At 70.8% G+C, this 16,490-nt stretch carries 15 protein-coding genes and 1 tRNA gene; 10 read left to right on the forward strand and 6 right to left on the reverse strand.

From position 1 onward, the window contains the following. The first annotated feature begins 333 nt into the window (after positions 1 to 333). Genes EV284_RS25870 through EV284_RS25885 form a run of 4 tightly spaced genes read left to right on the forward strand, consistent with a single transcriptional unit; the run spans position 334 to position 6,466 of the window. Positions 334 to 765: a hypothetical protein gene (locus EV284_RS25870; protein ID WP_130338481.1), complete on the forward strand. Its 432-nt coding sequence runs from the start codon at positions 334 to 336 to the stop codon at positions 763 to 765. After that, positions 762 to 1,412: a hypothetical protein gene (locus EV284_RS25875; protein ID WP_130338193.1), complete on the forward strand. Its 651-nt coding sequence runs from the start codon at positions 762 to 764 to the stop codon at positions 1,410 to 1,412. Before EV284_RS25870 ends, EV284_RS25875 begins: the two co-directional genes overlap by 4 nt. Then, positions 1,412 to 6,043 carry a putative T7SS-secreted protein gene (locus EV284_RS25880; protein WP_130338195.1) on the forward strand — a complete coding sequence of 1,544 codons (4,632 nt, stop codon included), beginning with the start codon at positions 1,412 to 1,414 and terminating at the stop codon, positions 6,041 to 6,043. The genes EV284_RS25875 and EV284_RS25880 overlap by 1 nt, the downstream gene beginning before the upstream one ends. A 21-nt stretch (positions 6,044 to 6,064) precedes the next feature. Then, positions 6,065 to 6,466, forward strand: a complete 402-nt coding sequence (locus tag EV284_RS25885) for an Imm50 family immunity protein (protein WP_165425643.1) — start codon at positions 6,065 to 6,067, stop codon at positions 6,464 to 6,466. A gap of 391 nt (positions 6,467 to 6,857) precedes the next feature. On the opposite strand, the gene EV284_RS25890 is transcribed toward EV284_RS25885, so the two are convergent. Both EV284_RS25890 and EV284_RS25895 read right to left on the reverse strand, forming a co-directional pair. Then, positions 6,858 to 7,142 carry a hypothetical protein gene (locus EV284_RS25890; RefSeq protein WP_130338199.1) on the reverse strand — a complete coding sequence of 95 codons (285 nt, stop codon included), beginning with the start codon at positions 7,140 to 7,142 and terminating at the stop codon, positions 6,858 to 6,860. A gap of 85 nt (positions 7,143 to 7,227) precedes the next feature. Continuing rightward, positions 7,228 to 8,127, reverse strand: a complete 900-nt coding sequence (locus EV284_RS25895; RefSeq protein WP_130338201.1) for a LysR substrate-binding domain-containing protein — start codon at positions 8,125 to 8,127, stop codon at positions 7,228 to 7,230. A 102-nt stretch (positions 8,128 to 8,229) separates the two neighbouring features. On the opposite strand from EV284_RS25895, the gene EV284_RS25900 reads away from it, so the two are divergent. Both EV284_RS25900 and EV284_RS25905 read left to right on the forward strand, forming a co-directional pair. Then, positions 8,230 to 9,234: a 3-hydroxyacyl-CoA dehydrogenase NAD-binding domain-containing protein gene (locus EV284_RS25900; RefSeq protein WP_130338203.1), complete on the forward strand. Its 1,005-nt coding sequence runs from the start codon at positions 8,230 to 8,232 to the stop codon at positions 9,232 to 9,234. A gap of 114 nt (positions 9,235 to 9,348) precedes the next feature. Next, on the forward strand, positions 9,349 to 10,320 hold the full coding sequence (locus EV284_RS25905; protein WP_130338205.1) for an alpha/beta hydrolase: 972 nt from the start codon (positions 9,349 to 9,351) through the stop codon (positions 10,318 to 10,320). Between the two features lie 114 nt (positions 10,321 to 10,434). Here EV284_RS25905 and EV284_RS25910 read toward each other — a convergent pair whose 3' ends face one another. Continuing rightward, positions 10,435 to 11,157: an acetoacetate decarboxylase gene (locus EV284_RS25910; RefSeq protein WP_130338207.1), complete on the reverse strand. Its 723-nt coding sequence runs from the start codon at positions 11,155 to 11,157 to the stop codon at positions 10,435 to 10,437. A gap of 145 nt (positions 11,158 to 11,302) precedes the next feature. Between EV284_RS25910 and EV284_RS25915 the strand changes: the two genes are divergently transcribed. The 3 genes from EV284_RS25915 (at position 11,303) to EV284_RS25925 (ending at position 13,860) form a co-directional block, all read left to right on the forward strand. Then, a complete protein-coding gene (locus EV284_RS25915; protein ID WP_130338209.1) occupies positions 11,303 to 12,169 on the forward strand; it encodes a 3-hydroxyacyl-CoA dehydrogenase NAD-binding domain-containing protein in 867 nt (288 codons plus the stop codon). 142 nt (positions 12,170 to 12,311) lie between these two features. After that, the gene (locus EV284_RS25920) at positions 12,312 to 12,914 is read left to right on the forward strand and encodes a TetR/AcrR family transcriptional regulator (RefSeq protein ID WP_130338211.1); all 603 of its coding nucleotides are present in this window, start codon (positions 12,312 to 12,314) and stop codon (positions 12,912 to 12,914) included. Positions 12,915 to 12,966: 52 nt separating this feature from the next. Next, positions 12,967 to 13,860: an alpha/beta hydrolase gene (locus EV284_RS25925; RefSeq protein WP_130338213.1), complete on the forward strand. Its 894-nt coding sequence runs from the start codon at positions 12,967 to 12,969 to the stop codon at positions 13,858 to 13,860. Between the two features lie 141 nt (positions 13,861 to 14,001). On the opposite strand, the gene EV284_RS25930 is transcribed toward EV284_RS25925, so the two are convergent. The 3 genes from EV284_RS25930 to EV284_RS25940 all read right to left on the reverse strand — a co-directional run bounded on the left by EV284_RS25930 (position 14,002) and on the right by EV284_RS25940 (position 15,912). Next, a tRNA-Pro gene (locus EV284_RS25930) sits at positions 14,002 to 14,075 on the reverse strand. 64 nt (positions 14,076 to 14,139) lie between these two features. Further along, positions 14,140 to 14,886, reverse strand: a complete 747-nt coding sequence (locus EV284_RS25935; protein WP_130338215.1) for a Pr6Pr family membrane protein — start codon at positions 14,884 to 14,886, stop codon at positions 14,140 to 14,142. Between the two features lie 99 nt (positions 14,887 to 14,985). Next, positions 14,986 to 15,912, reverse strand: coding sequence for a metallophosphoesterase (locus tag EV284_RS25940; RefSeq protein WP_130338217.1), 927 nt, complete (start codon positions 15,910 to 15,912; stop codon positions 14,986 to 14,988). Between the two features lie 93 nt (positions 15,913 to 16,005). On the opposite strand from EV284_RS25940, the gene EV284_RS25945 reads away from it, so the two are divergent. After that, positions 16,006 to 16,473 (forward strand): GatB/YqeY domain-containing protein, encoded by a 468-nt coding sequence (locus tag EV284_RS25945; protein ID WP_031182704.1) that lies wholly within the window; start codon positions 16,006 to 16,008, stop codon positions 16,471 to 16,473. Positions 16,474 to 16,490 lie beyond the last annotated feature (17 nt).

Raw genomic sequence — 16,490 nt, forward strand, 5'->3', positions numbered from 1 at the left:
CCCGGACGACCCGCAACGGCAAGGACCAGCAACTGCCGCCAGTCGGAGGTGCTCCACCCTCTGGTCAGCGACCGGCCCAGCAGACTTGCCCCGGCCCAGCCGGCCGTGATGCCGAGCCGCCCGAGCGCGGCGTCCGTCGGCGCGAGGATGACGGCGGCCAGGGCCGGCTCCCACACACCAGGTCCGGGCAGCAGGGGCCAGGCCGCCGGCCACCCCCGGGCGTAGTTTTCGGCGACCGCCGCATCCCGCACGTGACAAGGGTGTGACGGGTAGGAACTTGTCCGCTCTCGTCGCGGTCGTGATGATGGCGGCATGTCTGAGAACGGGGACCGCATGGCGGAGTCGGGCACAGCGCCCGCTCGGGCGGCGGAAGTGGCGGCGCGGAGACGGGAGTTCGCCGAGCTGTTGGGGGAGTTCCGCCGTACTCCCGTGCTCGTGCCGCTGGGTGGTGATCCTGGTGGCGAACAGGCGATGTTGACGGCCGACTTCAACGGCATCCGTTTCATCCTGGCCTTCTCCGACGAGCAGGCGCTCGCCCGGTACGCCACGGCGCGGGGGGAGTCGGCGCGGGAGTGGACGTACCAGCGGGTGCTGGGAGCGCGGTTGCTGGATGTGGCCGTGCCCGCCGCGGGCGTGCCGTGCGGGGTGGCGCTGGACTGCGCGGACGGTTCGGAGGGGATGGTGTTCCCGCCGGTGGCGGGCATCGTGCCGGACGGCGCGGCGGTGGACCTGGACGACGAGGTACGGCACGGGGGTGCGGTATGAGCGGCGAGGGCGGGATGGATCTCCAGGCGCAGGGCCTGGAGGAGATCGCGAAGGGCCTGACGGAGGCGCTGGGCGAACTGGGCGAGCTGGGCATGGCCGGCGAGGCCGGGGCGGGGCGCGGCTTCTCCGGAATCGCGCTGTCGGGGCTGGAGTTGGGCCATGAGGGCCTGACCGGTGAGCTGAAGACGTTCTGCGAGCGCTGGGAGTGGGGCGTACGCGCGCTGGTCGCGGAGGGCAACGCGTTCGCGCTGAAGACGAACCTCTCGGCGGGCACGTACTACGAGACCGAGCAGTACCTCAAGGGCAGCGTCAAGATCGTGGCGAACTCGGCGGTGGGCAACCCGTACGCCTCCGAGGAGGACGTGGAGAGGATGGGCTGGGGGGACATCGCCAAGTCCGGCCGCACGGTGGACTACTCACCGGAGTCGTTCGAGCAGGCGTGGGAGAACAGCAAGCAGGGCTGGAAGGACGCCGGGCGGGACGCGATGACCTCGGAGATGGTCGGCACGATCCCCGTCACCCCGGAGTACGTGCGCCGCGCGGCGGGCGTGTCCGACGGGGAGTACGACCAGTTCCTCGACGACACCTTCGGCCCCTCCCCGGAAGCCCGCGCCAAGGCGGCCGAGCAGCAGGGCGGTGAGGGCTGATGGGGCTGGGGGACCTCACCAACTCGGTGCTGGGCGGTGCCGAGGACCTGTACGACAAGGGCAAGAAGAAGGTCGGCGAACTCGTCGACGAGGGCACGGACAAGCTCGGCGGTGCGCTGGACCGCGTCGGCCTGCACGACTGGGCCGACGGCGTGGAGGACTGGGGCGACGAGGTCGCCTCCGACCTGGGCGCGATGCCGGGCGAGCAGCAGCTCGGCCAGACCGAACAGGCCGACGAGCTCGTCCACGGCAAGCCGGAGAAGATCCGCGAGAGCGCGAAGCACCTGACGGACTTCCACGGGGCGTTCGACAAGGTCGGCTCGGGCCTGAAGAAGATCGACTCGGCGGGCTGGAAGGGCGAGGGCGGTGACGCCTTCCGTGAGAAGTTCGGTGTCCACCCCACCAAGTGGGCCCACGCGGCCGAGGCGTGCGGGTCTGCGGCCGGCGCGCTGGAACGGTACGCCGACACGGTCACCTGGGCGCAGAAGCAGGCGGCGGAGGCCGTCGAGCTGTACAAGAAGGGCACGAAGGCGTTCGACGACGCGGCGGACGACTATCAGAAGAAGGCCGACGCCTACAACGCGAAGGCCCGCGCGGGCGAGGACCCGGGCGTGAAGCCGGTGCAGGACACAGGGGCGGGCAAGGCTGACATCAAGGCGGCCGTGGCCAAGCTGGCCGAGGCACGCAAGCAGCGCAACACCGCCGCCGCCGAGGCCCAGGGCAAGATCAAGGCCGCCCTCGCACACGCCCCCGCGGAGCCCCCGCCGCTGGAACGGCTGGGCCACGACTTCACCGACGGCTTCCAGGCCGCCAACACCGAACTGACCCACGTGGTCGGGGGCGCCCTGAAGGGCACGGCCGGCCTGGTCAACTTCGCCCGCGGCCTGAACCCGACGGACCCCTACAACCTGACGCACCCGGCGGCCTACCTGCAGAACGTCAGCATGACGCTCTCCGGTCTGGTCTCCGCCGGCACCCACCCCGAGCGCACGGTCCAGGCGGCCGTCGACGGCTTCAAGAAGGACCCGTCGGAGTTCGTCGGCCGCCTGATCCCGGAGCTGATCGGCACCAAGGGGGCGGGGCTGGCACGCGGCGGGCTCCGGCTCGCCGTGAAGGAGGGCGCGGAGGAGGCCGCGAGCCAGGGCATCCGCCGTACCGCACGGAACGTCGTCGAGAAGGACGCGGACGACGTGGCCCGGCGTCCGGGCGAGAAGATCTGCGAGAAGGACCCCGTCGACGTCGCCACCGGCCGCATGGTGCTGCCGCAGACCGACGTGGCCCTGCCGGGGGTCCTTCCGCTGCTGGTCAAGCGGCAGTTCGAGTCGTCGTACCGGCTCGGCGGGTGGTTCGGCCCCTCCTGGTCCTCCACGCTCGACCAGCGGCTGGAGACGGACACCGAGGGCGTGGTGTTCGTCGGCGAGGACGGCCTCGTCCTGGCCTTTCCGCACCCCGCGCCCGGCGTGCCCACCCTGCCCTCGCACGGGCCGCGGTGGTCACTGGACCGGGTGGAGGGCGGCTACACCCTCACCGACCCGGAGTCCGGGCACACCCGGCACTTCGCCGACCGCTCCGACACCCTCGCGGTCCTGGAACAGCTCGACGACCGCAACGGCAACTGGATCACCTTCGAGTACGACGCCGACGGCGCGCCCAGCGCGCTTGTCCACAGCGGCGGCTACCACCTGGGGATAGCCACCGCGGAGGGCCGCGTCACCGCCCTCCGCCTCACGGGCGCCGACCAGGAGCTGATCCGCTACGGCCACACCGGCGGCCACCTCACCGAGGTCACCAACTCCTCCGGCCGCCCCACCCGCTTCACCTACGACGCCTCGGCCCGCATCACCTCCTGGACCGACACCAACGACAGCCACTTCACCTACGGCTACGACGACCAGGACCGCTGCGTCCACCAGTCCGGCGCCGAAGGCCACCTGCGCTCCACCTTCGCCTACGGCGACCCGGACCCGGCCACCGGCGAATCCGTCACCGCCATCACCGACTCCCTCGGCCACACCAGCCACTACCGCGTCAACCGCCGCTGCCAGGTCGTCGCCGAGACCGACCCGCTCGGCGCCACCATCCGCTACCGGCGCGACCGCCGCAACCGCCTCCTGTCGGTGACCGACCCCCTCGGCCACACCACGGAGTTCCACCGCGACGCCGACGGCAACCCGGTGAAGGTGATCCGCCCCGACGGCCGTGAGGCCCGCGCCGAGTACGACGCGCGCGGCCTCCCGGTGAAGGTGACCCGCCCCGACGGCACCACCGTCCGCCAGACCTACGACGACCACGGCAACCTCACCTCGATCACCGACGCGGCGGGCCAGACCACGCACCTCGCGTACGACGACGCCGGCCACCTGATCTCCGTCACCGACCCGCTCGGGCACGCCACCACCATCGCCACCGACCGCGCCGGCCTCCCGCTGCGCGTCACCGACCCGGTGGGCGCGACCACGTCCTACGAGCGCGACGCCTTCGGCCGTCCGGTCACGGTCACCGACCCGACGGGTGCGGTGACCCGCCTGGAGTGGACGGTGGAGGGCCACCTGGCCCGCCGTACGGCGGCGGACGGCACGGCCGAGTCGTGGACGTACGACGGTGAGGGCAACCGCACCACCCACACCGACGCCCTCGGCCAGGTCTCCCGCTTCGAGTACACCCACTTCGACCTCCTGACGGCCCGCACCGGCCCGGACGGAGTACGGCACGCCTTCACCTACGACACCGAGCTGAGGCTGACGGAGGTCACCAACCCGCAGGGCCTGACGTGGAGTTACACGTACGACCCGGCGGGACGCCTCGCGGCGGAGAAGGACTTCGACGACCGCACGCTCAGCTACGCCTACGACCCCGCGAGCCGCCTCACCGCCCGCACCGACGCGCTCGGCGAGACCATCGCCTTCGAGCGGGACGAGCTGGGCCGCACCGTCCGCAAGGACGCGGCGGGCGCGGTCACCACGTACGCCTTCGACCTCACCGACCAACTGGCCGAGGCGGTCGGCCCGGACGGCGGCACTCTCCGCATCCTGCGCGACCGCTACGGCCGCACGGTTTCGGAGACGGTCGACGGCCGCACGACGACGTACACGTACGACGCCCTCGGCCGCCGCACCGGCCGCACCACCCCCACCGGCGCCACGACCACCTGGTCCTACGACCCGGCGGGCCGCCGCACCGGCATGGTCGCCTCCGGCCACAGCATCGACTTCACCTACGACGCGGCGGGCCGCGAAGTCGGCCGCCACATAGGCGAGTCACTCTCCCTGGAGCACACCTTCGACGTACTGGGCCGCCTCCAGGCCCAGTCGGTACGGACGGCGCGCGGCGGCCTCCTCCGCCATCGCGCCTACGAGTACCGGGCGGACGGCAATGTCACCCGCATCGACGACGACCTGTCCTCCCGCACCTTCGCCCTGGACGCCACCGGCCGGGTCACGGCGGTCCACGCGGCCGGCTGGACGGAGCGGTACGTGTACGACGAGGCGGGCAACCAGACCGAGGCGAGCTGGCCCTCGGCCCACCCGGGCGTCGAGGCGAGGGGCCCGCGCGCCTACACCGGCACGCGCATCACCCGGGCGGGCGGCATCCGCTACGAACACGACGCCCTCGGCCGCACGGTCCTCCGCCAGAAGACCCGCCTCTCCCGCCGCCCGGACACCTGGCGCTACGAGTGGGACACCGAGGACCGCCTCACCGCGGTCACCACCCCGGACGGCACCCGCTGGCACTACACCTACGACCCCCTGGGCCGCCGCACGGCCAAGCTCCGCATGGCGGGCGAGACGGTCGTGGAGCGCGTGGAGTTCACCTGGGACGGCACCACCCTCTGCGAACAGACCACGTCCTCGGCCGAGTTGCCCCACCCGGTGACCCTCACCTGGGACCACCACGGCCTCCACCCGGTCACCCAGACAGAACGCATCACCTCCACCACGTCCGAAGCGGACATCGACTCCCGCTTCTACGCCATCGTCACCGACCTGATCGGCACCCCGACGGAACTGGTCGACGAACAGGGCGAGACGGCCTGGCGTACGCGCAGCACGCTGTGGGGCACGACGGCGTGGGCGGCGGACAGCACGGCGTACACGCCGCTGCGCTTCCCGGGGCAGTACTTCGACCCTGAGACGGGGTTGCACTACAACTACTTCCGGCACTACGACCCGGAGACGGCGCGGTATCTCACGAGCGACCCACTCGGGCTTGAGGCGGCGCCCAACTCGTTCGCGTATGTCCGTAATCCGCATACTTGGTGTGATCCCCTGGGTCTCGCACCCTGCCCGGAAACCGTTTCTCACAAGCATTTGAGTAGCAGGAATGCGGCTTTGCGCGAGGCAAAGCGTGACCTGGGCATACCGATGTCACAACATCCCGATGCTATCCGCAAGGTGGAGATGAGAGAACGGTCGGGCGCCCAGGTGATGGACGAAGCGAATAATCCAGTCGTTACGAGAGAATATGACTATACGCGGAGCGACGGCAGTAAGGTGATTATTCAAGATCACGCGTACGGTCACTATTATGGAGAAGGTGGAGTGGGCGACCAGGGGCGTCATTTTAATGTGCGCCCGCTCAACAACCCTCGGACTGGTAAAGTTGCCGGTACTGCGCAGCATTACGAGTACTAGTCCACTTGAATGGAATGTGACGTGTCCTGGACTTCTCTGGTCTATAACGCACAAGGCGTCATTGCCATCTATGGAGGTGATCCGCCGCCGCTTTCCAATGTGCGCATTCGGGAGGTCAGGCTGCAGGAGGACGGTCCGACTGTCATCTTGCGTTTTGACCTTCCAGTATTTCCGGAAAACGTGCCTAAGAAATGGGTCGCACAGGGTTTCAACACGGTTCAGCTCGAAATCTCGTTCGGCGGAATTCGCTCGCTCAGTGTTGAGGGGATCGCTACGGAAGTAGTGGCTGATGTCGCCATCTCTGAAGGAGATGGCGTCACTCTGGTCGTCGCGTCTCCGGTCATGCGGGTAGAAGCCGCTGCTCAGACTGCCTTTCTGGCTAAAGTCTCAGCGTATTGGGATGGGGGAGAAGAGGGAGGGTGAGATCACTTGCGGGCAAAGGGTTTTCGACTCCCGGTGACGAGGAGGTTTTCGGCGTCGTTGGTGAGTGGCCGGAGATTCAAGGAAGTGGGGCGCGTGCCCGCGCCATCCCCGCCGACGCGGCCACCCGATCGCCGACCCTCCTCTGGACCCCCGGCCACCAAGGCGCGCTGCACTTCCCCCCGGCTACATCCTGCTGGCCGGCACCAAGCCCTTCATGACAGCGGCCGTCCCGGAGGGCACCGACGCAGCCCGAGCCCGCTTCCCTCGCTACGCCCGCAGCCAAGCGGCCCGCCATCTCGACCTCCTCGTGGTGGCGGCGCATACGCCCCCACCCACCACGCCCGGTTCCACCCGCGCTGACCGAGGCGTACCGGAACGGCCTGGCAAGCCTTCAGAGGCCGCGCAGCGCCTCGTGCAGATCGTCGTAACGCGTCCAGCAGTCGGCGGAGCCGTCCTCGTTCAGGCTGCCCATGTACCAGCAGTCGTCATGGAGGGGCTTCACGAGGCACAGGCTGTGGAAGCCGAGGACGATCTCGGGATGGAGTCTCTCGTGGGTTCCGGTGTGGGAAACCCGGCGCACCACGCGCTCGGCACTCAGGGTGACAGCTTCTTGATCGCCGGATACGTCCCGGATGCGTGGGAGAGTCCAGCCGGCGGGGAGGGGTGCGTTCGTCATCCGTCATGCCCCTCGGTGACCGCGTGCAGGAACAGGTGAGGTACCCATCAACGTGGGGAGGCACCTCGCCCCTTGGAGGTTCTCCTCAGCCACCGCCGTACAGCCCGGTGGCCAGCTCCAGTACCCGTCGTACGGCCGGGTCCGGGTCCGGTCGGTGGACGGCGGTGACGGTGCTCTTCAGGCGTCCCGGCGCTCCGCGCAGCGGGACGTAGGTGATGCCGGGCACCGGCAGGTCGAGCAGCGCTTCCGTCAGCAGGCTGACGCACAGGCCCGAGGCGACGTAGCTGAGCAGGCCGGTGAGGTCGTCGGCGGACGCCAGGACGGTCGGGGTGAACCCGGCAGCCTCACAGACGCGGTGGATCTGTCCGCGCAGCGCCGGCAGAGCGCTCTCGGTCGGCAGGACGAACGGTTCGTCGCGCAGATCGGCCAGGTCCAGGGCCTCGACATGAGCCAGGGGGTGGCCCGTCGGCAGGGCGGCCATGACGCGTTCGCGGGCGAACACGCTGGTGACCAGTTCCGCCGGGACGGTGCTGGGGTCACGGACGAAGCCCAGGTCGAGTGAGCCCGCGCGGACCATGTCGGCCACCACGGCCGAGGAGTCTTGGTGCAGCCGGATGCGCAGGCCGGGGAGCTCCCGGGCCGCCGCGCCCAGCAGCCGGGGCAGATAGCGCAGGCTCAGCAGGCTCACGTAGCCGAGGCTCAGGTCGCCTTCCAGTCCTTTGCCGACGCGGCGGGCCCGGTCGAGGGCCGCCGTCTCGGCGGCGAGCAGGCGGGCCGCGTCGGTCGCGAAAGCCTCGCCGGCCGGGGTGAGGCGGACACCGCCGGGTCCGCGGTCGAGGAGCTGGACGCCCACGCGGCGTTCGAGCCGCTGGATGGCCTGGCTGAGCGGTGGCTGGCGCATCGAGAGGCGCTCGGCCGCCCGCCCGAAGTGCCGCTCCTCGGCCACGACCAGAAACTGTTCGAGTAGTCGGCTGGACAAGTCCATATCCCAGAGGATATGGCATCACCCTTGTTTGATATTGAACGGTTGTCGATCGACCGCATGTACTGGAGGGCACGGCCACTGAGTACGAAAGGCGTCTCCGCCATGCCCGACACCCCCTCCACCCCGGTCACCCACGCCGATCCGGCCGGCCCGGCCGACCTCGCCGGCTGCCGGAACGCCACCGTCATCGGCGCCGGCGTCATCGGTACCTCCTGGGCCGCGCTCTTCCTCGCCCACGGTCTGCGCGTCACCGTCACCGACCCGCGCCCCGACGCCGAGGAGCAGGTCCTGGCCGGCATCGAGGAGATCGTCCCGACCCTGGCCGCGCTCGGCCTGCCCACCGACGGGCTGACCGGCCGGCTGCGCTTCGAGCCCGATCTCGCGGCCGCCGTCGCGGACGCCGACCTCGTGCAGGAGAACGGCCCCGAGCGGCTGGGCGTGAAGCAGGAGATCTGGCGCACGGTCGAGGAAGCCGCGCCCGCGCACGCCCTCTTCGCCACCTCCACCTCCGGCGTTCCCGCCACCGCCATCGCCGAGGCGCTGGAGCAGCCGGAACGCCTCGTCGTGGGCCACCCGTTCAACCCTCCGCACCTCGTGCCGCTGGTCGAGGTCGTGCCCGGGGAGCGGACCTCGCCCGAGACCGTGGAACGGGCCTGCGCCCTCTACACCGCGCTCGGCAAGAAGCCGCAGGTCCTGCGCAAGGAGGTCCCCGGCTTCGTCGCCAACCGTCTGCAGTCCGCGCTCTTCCGCGAGGCGGTGCACCTGGTCGCCGAGGGCGTGGTGACCGAGGCGGAACTCGACGCGATCGTGACCGACTCGATCGGCATGCGCTGGGCCGTGGCGGGGCCGTTCAGCACCTTCCACCTCGGCGGTGGTCCCGGCGGCCTGCCGCACTTCCTCACCCACCTGGGTACGCAGATGGCGGCCGGCTGGCCCCATCTCGGCCGGCCCGCACTCGACGAACCCACCGTCTCCCTGCTCACCCAGCAGGCCCAGGACGCCTTCGGCGGTGAGTCGGTCGCCGAACTCGCCGAGCGCCGGGACCGCGCCCAGATCGCCCTGATGAACGCGCTCGGCGAGGACCGGGATCGGGGCGAGGCGGCGTAGCCCGGGAAGCGGTACGCGCCGGCCCCGGGTCTTCCTCCTGGAGGGCCGGGGCCGGTGACCGATCGTCGTGATCGTACGAATCAACCCGACCTCTCAGGACGAGCAAGGAGAACCATGGCGCACGTGCCTCCCCCCTTCGACCCCGAACTCGCCGTCGCGCTGGAGGCGATCAACCAGGTGATGCCGCCCGGTCTGACTCCTGAGCAGATCGTCCCGGCCCGTCAGAGCCCGGCCCTGCGGATGATGGCCGACATGGACGTGACCATGGACGGCGCCTTCGAGACGGAGGACCGTACGGTGCCGGGGCCCGAGGGCGCGCCCGACATCTCGCTGCTGATCTGCCGCCCCACCGCACCGGCGGCCGGTCTCCGTCCCGTCATCTACTTCACCCACGGTGGCGGCATGGTCGTGGGCCACAACAGGGTCGGCGTGGAACTGCCCCTGGCCTGGGCCAGGGAGCTGGGCGCGATCGTGGTGTCGGTGGAGTACCGGCTGGCCCCGGAGCATCCGTACCCCGCGCCGGCCGAGGACGTGTACGCCGGGCTGCTGTGGACGGTGGAACACACGGAGGAGCTCGGCGGCGACCCCGAGCGGATCGTCACGGCGGGCACGAGTGCGGGAGGCGCTCTCACGGCCGCACTGGGACTCCTCCTCCGGGACCGCAAGGGTCCGCGGCCGGTCGGGCAGATGCTGCTGTGCGCGATGCTCGACGACCACAACGACACGCCCTCCACCCACCAGATGGCGGGCCTCGGCGTCTTCGACCGTACGTTCAACGAGACGGGGTGGACGGCGCTGCTCGGTGAGCGCCGCGGCGGCCCGGACGTCTCTCCCTACGCGGCTCCCGCCCGCGCCGAGGACCTCACCGGCCTTCCCCCGACCTTCATGGACGTCGGTTCCGCGGACACCCTTCGCGACGAGGTCGTCACCTTCGCCTCCCGCATCTGGCAGTCCGGAGGCGTGGCCGAACTCCACGTCTGGCCCGGCGGCTTCCACAGCTTCACCGGCTTCGCCCCCGAGGCGACGCTGTCCCGGTCGGCCCGGGTGGTCCAGGTGGACTGGCTGCGCAGGCTCCTGGGGCTGTGAGGCCCCGGACCGAGCCTCGCCTCGGCCGAGCCGGGTGAAGGGGGCCGGGCCGCTGATCTTCTCGATCAGCGGCCCGGCCCCCTTCGTGTCAGGCGACGGGGCGCGGGCGCCGCCTCAGCGGGCGAGGTAGTCGTGGACGGCTACGGAGGGGGCGAGGGTGAGGTCGGTGATGATGTGGCTGGCCGAGACGATCTCGCGCACGGGCAGGTCGGCGAGCGGTGCCATGACGTGGGGGACCAGGTCGAGGCGGGCGGGACCGGTCCAGGCGCCCTTGACGGTGATGTCGGTGATCTGGGTGCGGGCGAGTTCGCAGACCCGGCCGGGGATGATCTTCACGCCGTAGGCGGGGACGGTGATCTGCGCGCGGGCCTCGTCCAGGTCGAGGGGCTCCCACTTGTAGGCCATGGTCGCGGTGGCGACGCGCTGGGTTCCGTAGTCGAGGGTGCCGACCAGGGCCCCGTTGTCGGGGAAGAGCGCCGGGGTGCCGATGGTCTTCGGGTAGGCGCTGAGCTCACGGCCGCCCGCGGTGGCGGCGAAGTTGTCCAGGTGCATGGCGTGCAGGTACTCGCCGTGCTCCGCGCCGTGGCGTACGGGGATGACCTGGCCGCACTCCAGGTAGGGGCCGTAGCCCTCGACGTCGCCCATCTTCATGATCTCGAAGCGGACCAGCGGCTCGTCGATCTCCAGCGGTTCGGGGACGACGCCGCGCAGGGCCTCGGGGTCGGTGCGGTAGACGACGTTGAGGTACTCGCGGTCGGTGAACCGGGTGGCCCGTGCCGGGTAGACCGGGGTGGTCAGGGGGGTGCTGATGTGACGGCGGACCTCTTCGGCGCGCATGGTGCCTCTTCTCGTCGAGCGGCAAGCGGACCGGCGGACCGCGACTCCACTTGCATACACGGTGTATCGGATACATAGTGAATCCGATGGCTCGCCGCCGCAACCGGACGTCGGTCACACCCCCCAGCGCCAAGGAAGTGCAGACATGACCTTCACCCTCCCCACCGACATCGATGCCCGCCCGGTCGCCGTCCTCGGCGCGGGTACGCTCGGTCGCCGTATCGCCCTGATGTTCGCGACCCGCGGCGGCCAGGTGCGCGTCTACGACCCGTCCGCCGAGGCCGGGAAGCAGGCGTGTGCCTACGTCGAGGAGCATGGGGCGGAGGTCGCCTCGCGCGTCGGCGGTGCGCCCGGTTCCGTGGTCTCCACCACCGACCTGGCCGAGGCCCTCGCCGGCGCGTGGCTGGTCGTCGAGGCCGTCCCGGAGCGCCTGGAGCTCAAGAAGCAGGTCTTCGCCGACCTCGACCGGCTCGCCGACGCGGACGCCATCCTGGCCAGCAACTCCTCGTCGTACCCGACCAGCCAGTTCGTCGACCACGTCACCCGCCCCGAGCGCGTGGTCAACATGCACTTCTACATGCCGCCCGCGCAGGCGGCCGTCGACCTGATGTCCAGCGGCCACACCGACCGGGCCGTCCTGGACCTGCTGCTGGAGGTGCTGCCCCGCTACGGGGTCTTCCCCTTCGAGGCGCGCCGCGAGAGCACCGGGTTCATCTTCAACCGCATCTGGGCGGCCATCAAGCGCGAGGCCCTGGCCGTGGTGGCGGACGGCGTGTCCACGCCGGAGGACGTCGACCGGATGTGGATGATCAACACCGGCCTGAAGGGCGGCCCGTTCCGCATGATGGACCAGGTCGGCCTGGACGTCGTCCTGGACATCGAGAACCACTACGCCGCCGAGAACCCCGGCCTTCCCACCGGGCCGCGTGAGCTGCTCAAGGGCTATGTCGACGCCGGACACCTGGGCGTCAAGACCGGCCGCGGCTTCTACGACTACGGCACCCGCGACTGACCGGCGCCCGAGTCCGGGGACGGAATAGCCTGGCCTGCCGTCCTCGTCCGGCGAAGCGGTCCCGCGCCGCGTCCGGCGGAGCCGGCGACACGCGGCACAGCCCCGAAGCCGCGGAACCCGAGTGCCGCAGAGAGGTCCCGTCATGCCGAAGTCGCCCACCAAGCGCCGCCCCCTCACCAGGGCCGCCCTGACCGAGAGCGCCTACGCGCTGTTCACGGAGAAGGGCTTCCACACCACCTCGATCAGCGACATCGTCGACCGCGCCGGCCTGACCCGCGGGGCCTTCTACTCCAACTACCGCGACAAGGAGGAGATCTTCCTCGCGCTCTACGACGCCCACGCCGACCGCGTGCTGGCCGAGCTGCGGGAGGCCGCCGCCCAGGTCAAGCCGGGCGACAACCCCATCGACGAGATCCAGCACCGGATGGCCGGCCGTACCGACGAGGAACGCCGGTGGTTCCTCCTCTCCATGGAGTTCACCCTCCACGCCGCCCGACATCCCGAACTGGCCCAGCAGTTGGCCGCCCACGAGGACCAGGTGACCCAGGGCCTGACCGAGGTGCTCACCGAAGCGCTCACCCGCACCGGCCGCCGGTCCACCATCCCCGTCGCCGACCTGGCCCGCCTGCTCACCGCCGTCTTCGAGGGACTCACCGCCCTGCAGCTCATCCACGGGCCGGCGTACGACGCCCAGCACCTGACACCCCATCTCATCAGCGCGCTCACCGAACCCGTCACCCGGTAGCGCCGCCCACCGGTCGCGCGAGCGCGGCTTCGAGGATTCCGAGGAGTACGCCATGTCCCTGGCGATGAAACTGACCGGCCTGCTGCTGCGCGGGAAGCCGAACGTCTTCGTCACCGAGGAGCGACTGCGCGAGGCGCTGCGCCACAACCCGCCCGACGCCCCCGTCCCGGAATCCCTGCGCCGCTTCTGCCTCGTCAGCACCGAGACCGTGGACGGCCACGAGGTCATCACCCTCACCCCGAGATCGGGCGCCACGGGAACGGAGGTGATCTACCTCCATGGCGGTGTCTACGTCCGGCCGCTGGTCAGCGCGCACTGGCGCATCATCGAGGCCCTGATCCGCCGGACCGGCGCGACGTTCGTCGTCCCGCTCTACGGGCTCGCCCCCCGGTACACCGCCGACGACGCGTACCGGTTCCTCGACACCGTCTACGAGACGGTGGTCCAGCGGGCCGGGGGCCACCCGGTCTTCCTCGCCGGCGACTCCTGCGGGGCGGGGCTGTCCGTCGGCCTGGCGATCCGCTGCCGGGACGAGGGACTGCGCGCGCCGGCCGGCCGGGTCCTGTTCTCCCCGTGGCTCGACGTCACCATGACCAACCCCGGCATCCCAGCCCTCACCCAGCTCGACCCCATGCTCGCCCCGGCCGGTTTCGCCGCCGCCGGACGGGACTGGGCAGGCGGCAGAAGTGTCACCGACCCTCTGGTCAGCCCACTCCACGACACCCTGGAGAACCTGCCCCCCATCACCATCTACCAGGGCGGCCACGACATCCTCCTGCCGGACGCGGAGAAGTTCGCCGCCAAGGCACGAGCCGCCGGGACCCCTGTCGACCTGCGCGTCTGGCCGACCGCCATCCACGTCTTCGTCGGCGCGGGCTGGACCCCCGAAGCCCGCCAGGCGCTCCGCGACGCCGCGGACCGCATCAGGTCGGCGGGGCGGAACTGATCGCCACCGGCCGAGTCGAGCTGCGGGCCTGAGGTTGGACGCCTTGCCGCGGAGGGCGGAATGCTCCCGGCACCGGCCCGCACAACAAATCAGGCCCGGCGCTGATCTCTCAGCACCGGGCCTGACCTGTTGTTACGGCTGTCGGGGTGGCGGGATTTGAACCCACGACCTCTTCGTCCCGAACGAAGCGCGCTGCCAAGCTGCGCTACACCCCGATGTCGCTGCTGTCGCGGCGACGTCGTTTACTTTAGCCCACCGGGGGCCTCAGACGAAATCCGGTTAGACGCGGCGGCGGACCGGGGAGGGGCGGGCGTGGTCGAGGGCGATCAGGACCACCGCGGAGGCGTAGATCGCCAGGCCGAGGAGGAGCGCGTTGGCCAGGGTGTGGCGGTAGCCGTGGGCCGTGACGTCCAGGAAGGGGTAGAGGGAGCGGGCCCTGGTCAGCGGGAAGACCAGGTAGGCCAGCGGGAACAGCAGCCAGGCCGCCGCCTGCCGCAGATGCATCCGTGACGCCGGGGTCAGCAGCAGCCAGTCCAGCACCGCAGCCAGCGGCACCAGCGTGTGCAGCACCTGGAGCGCCGCCCACTGCCCGTGCCACCGCGCCGGCGGCGCCGTCGCACCCGTCATGGTGAACGGGGGCGTCGTGTGGGCCAGCAGTCCGTGGTACACCACCGCCCCGATCACCACGTACAGCAGTACCGCGCCCGTCAGCGCCGCGGGCAGGGCGCGGCGGGGGCGCCAGGAGCGCGAGGCCGACACCAGCATGACCACCGCCAGCAGCACCGTGCTCTGCACCTGGAAGTAGCTCAGCGCGCGGGCCGGGCCGGCGAGGTAGATCTCCAGGGCCACCCCGGCCGCCGCCAGCAGCGCGGTCAGCAGGCGGTACCCGGCCACCAGAGGACGCCGGACCGGCGCCACCACCGCCGTCACCGGCACGAACGACGGCATCAGTACGGGCGTGCTCTCCCAGGGGATCGCGGGCAGATCCGGGATCTCCCTGGGCACGGGCGGTATCGGTGCGGTCATGCCCTCACGCTAGGCAGGAGGACGGGACGCGACCATTCAGAGCACTCCGGTCGGGTTACGGCCGCTCAACTAGGGCCACACCCGCCCCCCTCACCAGCGCTACACCCGCTCCACCAGCGTCAGCAGCGTCGCCTCCGGCGGGCAGGCGAAGCGGATCGGGGTGTACCGGTTCGTGCCGCAGCCCGCCGAAACGTGCAGGTAGGAGGTGTTCCCCTCCGCCGTGTGGGTGGACAGCCCCTTCACCCGGTCGGTGTCCAGGTCGCAGTTGGTGACCAGCGCGCCGTAGAAGGGGACGCAGAGCTGGCCGCCGTGGGTGTGCCCGGCGAGGACCAGCGGGTAGCCGTCCGCCGTGAAGGCGTCCAGGGTGCGCAGGTACGGCGCGTGCACGACGCCCATCGAGAAGTCGTGGCCCTCGGAGGGGCCGCCGGCCACGCGGGCGTAGCGGTCGCGCTTGATGTGCGGGTCGTCCAGGCCCGTCAGCTCGATGGAGACGCCCTCGACCTTCAGCACGCCCCGCTGGTTGGTCAGGTTCAGCCAGCCCGCGGTGTCGAAGCCGTCCCTGAGGTCCTCCCAGGGGTTGTGGACCACGCCGACCGCGGGGGCGTTGCCGTTCAGGCCGTGCTTCCCGCTCGTCTTCTCCAGCAAGTACCGCGCGGGGTTGCGGAGTTTGGGGCCGTAGTAGTCGTTGGAGCCGAAGACGTACGCGCCCGGGAACTCCATCAGCGGGCCCAGCGCGTCCAGCGTCTCGGGGACGCCCTCGGGGTCCGAGAGGTTGTCGCCGGTGTTGATCACGAAGTCGGGGCGCAGCCCGGCCAGCGACTGGAGCCAGCGCTGCTTCTTGCGCTGCCCGCCCACCATGTGGATGTCGGACACCTGGAGCATCCGCAGCGGCCGCATGCCCGGCGGGAGGACCGGGACGGTCACTCGTCGGAGGCGGAAGGAGCGGACCTCGAAGCCCGCCGCGTACGCCACTCCGGCGGCCCCGGCCGCCATGATTCCCAGGGGTACTCCGTATCGCGCGCGCATACGCCCATCGTGTCAGACCCCGCCGGGACGCCAAGACCTGGCGTCCCCTTAATCAAGGGGCGTTCGGCCATCCGCACCTGCGACAATCGGTCCATGACCACCACGCTCAAGTCGAAGCTCCACGACGACCTCAACGCCGCGATCCGCGAGCGCGACGAGCTGCGCTCCGCGACGCTCCGGCTGACCCTCGCCGCGATCACCAAGGAGGAGGTCGCGGGCAAGGAGAAGCGCGAGCTGTCCGACGACGAGGTCCTCAAGGTGATCACCAAGGAGGCGAAGAAGCGCCGCGAGGCCGCCGACGCCTTCGCCCAGGGCGGCCGTCCCGCGCAGGCCGAGCGCGAGAAGGCGGAGGGTGAGCTGCTCGCCACCTACCTGCCCAAGCAGCTCTCCGACGACGAGCTGACCACGATCGTGGCCCAGGCCGTCGAGGAGGCGAAGGCGGGTGGCGCCGAGGGACCGCGGGCCATGGGTGCCGTCATGAAGATCGTGAACCCCAAGGTGGCCGGCCAGGCCGACGGCGGCCGCGTCGCCGCGATCGTGAAGCAGCAGCTCCAGGGCTGAGCAGCACACGAAAGCGG

The sequence above is a fragment of the Streptomyces sp. BK022 genome (assembly GCF_004217355.1).
Classification (GTDB): Bacteria; Actinomycetota; Actinomycetes; order Streptomycetales; family Streptomycetaceae; genus Streptomyces; species Streptomyces griseoluteus.